The 4,524-nt window shown below is 70.7% G+C and carries 4 protein-coding genes; 1 reads left to right on the plus strand and 3 read right to left on the minus strand.

From position 1 onward, the window contains the following. Positions 1–4: 4 nt before the first annotated feature. Entirely contained in the window at positions 5–1,948 is a 1,944-nt protein-coding gene (locus GWK61_RS52945; protein ID WP_438939833.1) for an ABC transporter ATP-binding protein, read from the minus strand. A 245-nt stretch (positions 1,949–2,193) separates the two neighbouring features. Here GWK61_RS52945 and GWK61_RS52950 point away from each other — a divergent pair, with 245 nt between their 5' ends. Further along, positions 2,194–2,994: an SGNH/GDSL hydrolase family protein gene (locus GWK61_RS52950; protein WP_194921881.1), complete on the plus strand. Its 801-nt coding sequence runs from the start codon at positions 2,194–2,196 to the stop codon at positions 2,992–2,994. 51 nt (positions 2,995–3,045) lie between these two features. On the opposite strand, the gene GWK61_RS52955 is transcribed toward GWK61_RS52950, so the two are convergent. Beyond that, a complete protein-coding gene (locus GWK61_RS52955; RefSeq protein WP_194921882.1) occupies positions 3,046–3,822 on the minus strand; it encodes an enoyl-CoA hydratase/isomerase family protein in 777 nt (258 codons plus the stop codon). A gap of 227 nt (positions 3,823–4,049) precedes the next feature. After that, complete coding sequence (locus tag GWK61_RS52960) at positions 4,050–4,268, minus strand: helix-turn-helix domain-containing protein (RefSeq protein ID WP_194921883.1); 219 nt, start codon at positions 4,266–4,268, stop codon at positions 4,050–4,052. Between the last annotated feature and the right edge of the window lie 256 nt (positions 4,269–4,524).

Consider the following 4,524-nt stretch of genomic DNA (forward strand, 5'->3'; position numbering starts at 1 on the left):
CCCATCACCCCGCAGCCGCCGCCACCTCCGCCGCAGCGTCGGACTCGGCGCCAGCATCAGCCTCCGAATCCCCACCCCGCATGCTCTCCTGCCCCTGAAACTGCACCCGGTACAACTCCGCATACAACCCATCCGCGGCCAGCAACTCCTCATGCCGCCCCTGCTCCACGATCCGCCCGCCGTCCACCACCAGAATCTGGTCGGCGTCCCGCACCGTCGACAGCCGGTGCGCGATCACCAGCGACGTCCGTCCCCGCAGCGCCCGGGCCAGGGCGCGCTGGACCGCCGCCTCGTTCTCGCTGTCCAGGTGTGCGGTGGCCTCGTCGAGCACGACGACGCTCGGCGCCTTCAGGAGCAGGCGGGCGATCGCCAGGCGCTGCTTCTCACCGCCGGACAGGCGGTAGCCGCGGTCGCCGACCACGGTGTCCAGGCCGTCGGGCAGGCTGTGGACCAGGTCCATGATCTGGGCGTCGCGCAGGGCCTCGGTCAGTTCCTCGTCGGTGGCGGTGGGGCGCGCGTAGAGGAGGTTGCCGCGGATCGTGGTGTGGAACATGTGCGCGTCCTGCGTCACCGTGCCGACCGTCGCGTGCAGCGATTCCAGCGTGACGTCGCGGATGTCCGTGCCGCCGATGCGGACCGCGCCCGACTGCGGGTCGTAGAGGCGGTTCGCCAGCGAGGTGATCGTGGTCTTGCCGGCGCCGCTCGGGCCGACCAGCGCCACCATCTGCCCCGCCGCCGCGGTGAAGGTCACGCCGGCCAGCACCTGCGCCGACGGCGCCTGGTCCAGGCGGGCCACCGACTCCAAGGAAGCCAGGGAGACCTCCTCGGCGGTCGGGTAGCGGAAGGCGACGTCGTCGAACTCGACCGCGACCGGCCCGGTGGGCAGCACGCCGGCGTCCGGCTTCTCCTTGATCATCGGCTCCAGGTCCAGGACCTCGAAGACCCGGTCGAAGGAGACCAGCGTCGACATCACCGTGATGCGGACGTTGGTCAGCGCGGTCAGCGGGCCGTAGAGCCGGCCGAGCAGCGCGGCCAGGGCGATCAGCGTGCCCAGCGTGATCGAATGGCTGATCGCCAGCCGGCCGCCGATCAGGTAGGTCAGCGCGGTGGCCAGGGCGGCCACCAGAGTCAGCGCCGTGGTGAAGAACGCGCCGGTCAGCGCGATGCTGACGCCCGCGTTCCGGACCCCGGCGGCCTTCTCGGCGAACTCCGCGTCCTCCTCGGCGGGGCGGCCGAACAGCTTGGCCAGCAGCGCGCCGGAGACGTTGAAGCGCTCGGTCATCATCGCCGACATGTCGGCGTTCAGCTGCATCTGCCGGCGGACCTGGCCCTGCATCCGCTTGCCGACGCGCCGCGCCGGGATCAGGAAGATCGGCAGCAGGGCCAGCGACAGCACCGTGATCTGCCAGGACAGGTAGAACATGGTCCCGGCGACCAGCACCAGGCTGATGACGTTCGACAGCACGCTGGACAGCACCGAGGTGAAGGCCTGCTGCGCCCCGATGACGTCGCTGTTCAGCCGGGAGATCAGGGCGCCGGTCTGGGTCCGGGTGAAGAAGGCGATCGGCATGCGCTGCACGTGCGCGAACACCCGCGTCCGCAGGTCGTAGATCAGCCCCTCGCCGATCCGCGAGGACAGGAAGCGGTTCACCAGCGAGGCCAGCGCGTCCCCCACCGCGACCACCGCGATGATCAGCGCCAGCTTCGTGACCACGGCCCGGTCGCCCTTGAGCACGCCGCTGTCGACCAGCTTCTGCGCCAGCAGCGGCGGCAGCACCACCAGCACCGCGTCGATGACCGTGATCGCCAGGAAGACGCTGATCAGCACCCGGTAAGGCCGCGCGATCCCGAAGATCCGCCTGATGGTCCCCGGCGCGAGCTTGTGGTTCAGGATCTCCTGGTCGTTCCGGCGGGCGCCGCGCATCATCATCATGCCCGGCGAGCCCATCCCACCACCCATCGACACGCGTGTAGCTCCCTAAGTCGTGAATCCCCGTCAGGCATAAATGCCGTGAGGCGGCACGGCCATTCCCATAGCCTTCAGCCATGGTGAACCCTCGGGACTCGTTTTCTGAAGACGGGCTGCGTGCGCTGTCGGCGAACAGCGGGGAGCCGCAGGTCGCGGGGCCGGTTCTCGGCCCCGACGGACGCCCCCGCCGGACCGGAAACTACCGCCGCTAGGATCTAGCCACCATGGACTTCACGACACTGAGCGCCCACCAGGGCAAGGTCATGGTCTCGGTCGGGGACTCCTTCACCGAGGGCATGTGCGACGACACGCTGCCGGACGGCTCGTTCCGGGGCTGGGCCGACCGGGTGGCCGAGCGGCTGGCCGCCGACGACCCGCACCTGCGGTACGCGAACCTCGCGGTGCGCGGCAAGCTGATAGGGCAGATCGAGCGGGACCAGATCCCGGTCGCGGCGACGCTGGACGCCGACCTGATCACGCTGGCCGGCGGGCTGAACGACGTGCTGCGCCCGCGCTGCGACATGTCGGCGGTCGAGGCCAGCGTCCAGTCCTGCTTCGCGCAGCTGGCCACGACCAAGGCCACCATCGTCCTGTTCCGCCCGACCGACCCGCGCCGCCGGATGCGCGGCTCGCAGCGGCTGATGCCCGCCGTCAACCGGCTGATCGAACTCGTGGACGCGTTCGGCGAGTCGCACGGCGCGGTGGTCGTGGACCTGTTCACGGCCCGGGTCTTCGACGACTCGCGGATGTGGGCCGAGGACCGGCTGCACTTCTCCCCCGAGGGCCACCGGCGCGTCGCCGAAGCCGTGCTGCAGGCGCTGGGCGCGGAGCCGAGCTTCGACTGGCGCGCGGGGCTGCCGCCGGCCCGGCCCAAGCCGTGGCTCCAGGCCCGGCGCCAGGACCTGCGGTGGATGCGCGTCTACCTGCTCCCGTGGATCGGGCGGCGGATCACCGGCAAGTCCTCCGGGGACGGCCGGGCCGCCAAGCGGCCCGAGCCGACGCTGGTGTCCGAGACGGCGCAGTAGCCGACCGCGTTGACGCTCGTCGTGGACTTCTGCCGTCGTGGCAGCGGGTGGTCAGGACTCTCCCGTCCCGGCCAGGTCCCGGAAGCGCCGGGTCTGCGCCGCCCGCTCCGCGGCCCGCTGCTCGTCGTACGGACGCCCCGCCGCCGCCCGCAGCAGAGCCTTCGACTCCGTGACGGCGCCGCGCGGGTTGGCCAGCAGGTCGGCGGCGAGCTTGGCCGCGGCGGCGTGCAGTTCGCCGCGCGGGACGACGTGGTTGGCCAGGCCGATGCGCAGGGACTCCTCGGCGTCGACGTAGCGCGCGGTGGCCACGATCTCCAGGGCGCGCGAGTAGCCGACGGCGTCGACCAGCGGTTGCGTCCCGGCCAGGTCCGGCACCAGACCGAGGGCCGGCTCCTTCATGGAGAACAGGACGTCGTCGGCCACGACGCGGATGTCGCAGGCCAGCGCGAGCTGGAAGCCGGCGCCGATGGCGTGCCCCTGGACCGCGGCGACGGTGACCAGGTCGGTGCGGCGCCACCAGGTGAACGCCTCCTGATACCCCTCGATGGTGCGGTCCACCTCCTCGTCGGAGGCCGCGGCGAAGGTGGCGAAGTTCTCGAACATCGAACGGTCCAGGCCCGCGGAGAAGGACTTGCCCTCCGAGCGCAGCACCACGACGCGCACGGTGCCCGGCAGCGCCGCGCCGATCGCGGCCAGTGCGGCCCAGAACTCAGGGGTCTGCGAGTTGCGCTTGTCCGGCCGGTTCAGGGTGACGGTCGCGGCCTCACCCTCCAGCAGCACGTCGATGCCCGCCTCGGCGGCCTGACGTGCGGTGTCTTCCCAGCTCATGCGCTCTCCCGAATCCGTGCGAACGGTGCCGAAGAGCGAGACTACTCGCGGGTAACTTGTTGCGCCAGCGGAGTGCCCGACAATAGAGGTGTCCGCCGCGTCCGGACTCGGCCTGGAGCGAGGAAGAAGGACGGCGCGGACACAGAAGAGGGCGGGGTGCCCATCACGCACCCCGCCCCTTCGTCACCGGTCGGCTGCCCGACCTCCGCCCGGCCAATACGACCTGGTCAGGCGGTCTTCGCCTTGCCGCGCGTCGCGCCGCCCCGGCCCCGAAGCGTCACACCGGATTCGCTGAGCATCCGGTGCACGAACCCGTACGAACGCCCGGTGGACTGGGCGAGGGCGCGAATGGACTCGCCCGCCTCGTACTTCGTCTTGAGGTCGGTCGCGAGCTGCGACCGCGCGTCGCCGGTCACCCGGCTGCCCTTCTTGAGAGTCTCGGCCACACGTGCCTCCTGGAGTGGATGTGCGCTCTAGGTACACATGATCACCCCTCGCAGCGCTCTTGGCCACCGATTCGGCGATGTTGCCCATAACATCAATGTCACGTCGCCCGATCCGACTAGTAGATCATGCTGATTTGTCCGGCTATCGGATGATCCGTATCTCGGGATGAATCAGCCCACGATGAAACGTCCCGCCCTGGCGGGGGATGGCGAATGTCGCCCGGGCCAGCGGTGGGGGTGTTGGGGGCGCTGTCTC

The sequence above is a fragment of the Catenulispora rubra genome, assembly GCF_015356825.1.
GTDB classification, from domain to species: Bacteria; Actinomycetota; Actinomycetes; order Streptomycetales; family Catenulisporaceae; genus Catenulispora; species Catenulispora rubra.

What these genes read in the sequence shown, in the direction of transcription:
- GWK61_RS52945 (WP_438939833.1), bottom strand. Translation starts at nt 1,948, where the DNA reads ATGGGCTCGCCGGGCATGATGATGATGCGCGGCGCCCGCCGGAACGAC.
- GWK61_RS52950 (WP_194921881.1), top strand. Translation starts at nt 2,194, where the DNA reads ATGGACTTCACGACACTGAGCGCCCACCAGGGCAAGGTCATGGTCTCG.
- GWK61_RS52955 (WP_194921882.1), bottom strand. Translation starts at nt 3,822, where the DNA reads ATGAGCTGGGAAGACACCGCACGTCAGGCCGCCGAGGCGGGCATCGAC.